Source organism: Acidimicrobiia bacterium (genome assembly GCA_016650365.1).
Classification (GTDB): Bacteria; Actinomycetota; Acidimicrobiia; order Spongiisociales; family JAENVV01; genus JAENVV01.
Map to the genome: position 1 here is coordinate 1 of JAENVV010000093.1, position 1,546 is coordinate 1,546.

Annotated in this window: 3 protein-coding genes; 2 read left to right on the forward strand and 1 reads right to left on the reverse strand. The window is 62.1% G+C overall.

Annotation, left to right across the window (positions count from 1 at the left end):
* Positions 1-129: SDR family NAD(P)-dependent oxidoreductase (locus JJE47_05290; GenBank protein ID MBK5266830.1), on the forward strand; the 129-nt coding region annotated here is incomplete at its 5' end.
* A 91-nt stretch (positions 130-220) separates the two neighbouring features.
* Positions 221-388, forward strand: coding sequence for an SDR family oxidoreductase (locus JJE47_05295; GenBank protein MBK5266831.1), 168 nt, complete (start codon positions 221-223; stop codon positions 386-388).
* 47 nt (positions 389-435) lie between these two features.
* Here JJE47_05295 and JJE47_05300 read toward each other — a convergent pair.
* Positions 436-1,546 (reverse strand): adenylate/guanylate cyclase domain-containing protein (locus JJE47_05300; GenBank protein ID MBK5266832.1); only part of this gene is annotated, 1,111 nt, incomplete at its 5' end.

The window sequence follows — 1,546 nt, forward strand, 5'->3', positions numbered from 1 at the left end:
AAGTATGAGATCCCAGTGATGCTCAAGCAGGGCAAGGGCGCCATTGTCAACACGTCTTCGGTCGCCGGCCTCAAAGGGTTCGGCAACATCGCCCCCTACGTCGCCTCGAAGCACGGTGTGCCGGGCTGACGAAGACGGCGGTCGCTGACTATGGAACTTCGGGTATCCGGTTCAATGCCCTGTGTCCAGGAGGATCAACACTCCCATGGTGGCCGACTTCATGAAAGAAAACCCCGAGCTGATCGACGCCGTCATCGGCAACACACCGATGGCCCGGGTAGGCGAACCTTCCGAAATGGCTGAAGTCGTTGTGTGGCTTTGCTCGGATGAGGCGTCGTATGTGAACGGTCATACGTTCGCGGCCGATCGGGGGTTGATGGCGATCTAGGGCGCCACTCAAAACGAACATAGATTGCCTTCGGGTGGACCGACCCGTCAGCCTTGGTCGCTGATCGAAACAAGCCGGTAGGCCGCCACTGGCTCAGCTTTGCCTTTGGCGTCGATCGGCTGGACTTGTTCGGCAGTAACGACATGTCGCACCAGGTCGTAGGTGGTCGCTCCCATCAGGATCTCGCCGGGTGCGGTGGCAGTTTCGAGGCGGGCTGCCACATTCACGGCATCGCCGATAGCCGTGTAGTTGCGCAGCTCGTCGCTGCCGATGTTGCCAACCAACGCTGAACCGGTATTGACTCCGATTCGAAACTGGGGCCAGTCGGGCCGATCCCGAATCAGCTCGCCGATGGCCTGCTGCATCCGGTAGGCGGCCCGTACGGCGCGTACGGCGTGGTCCGGTTGGAGAATCGGCGTGTTGAAAACGGCCATGACGGCGTCACCTACGAACTTGTCGACGGTTCCACCTTCGTCGAGCAGAATCGGCACAACTGTCGTGAAGTATCGATTGAGAAGGTTGACGACATCGCCGGGGTGTTGGACGCCCTCGGTGTAGGAGGTGAATCCCCGTAGGTCGGCGAAGAGCACGGTGGTTTCCACCATGACGCCACCCAGTTCGGCATTCGTCGGGTCATTGAGGAGCCGGGTAGCGATCGCCGGTGACACGTAGCGGCCAAAGAGGCCCCGCAGATCGCGATAGACGACCAGATTTCCCAGCGCCATGCCGAGGTGGTCAGCGAACGACTGGACGAGATCTTGATCCCTCCCGCCTGCCGTGCCCGGAGCCATATGAAGCGTGCCGAAGCGGCGGTCGTGGAAAGTCACCGGGCAGGCTTCGCTTGCCCCGGATTCGTCGGGGCCGGCGACGAACCGGATCTCTAATCCCATGGCCCCGCCCAAGGCCTCGGCCGCCAGGTCACCGAGTTGGGCCTCCGTAACGTCATCGAGTGGTTGTCCTGAAATGGTCGCCATGGCGGCCAGCACACCGGACTGGCGTCGCTCGGTTGCCACCGCGGCGGCGGCGTCTTCGAGAATGTCGGTTTGACCGGTCGAAAGGCCGAACTGCTCGCCCAGGCCTCGGGCGGCGAGTTGGGCATCGGCCGAAGACGCAGTCGTTGCAATAGCCGAGACCAACTGTTCAAGGGCGCTGCGGAAT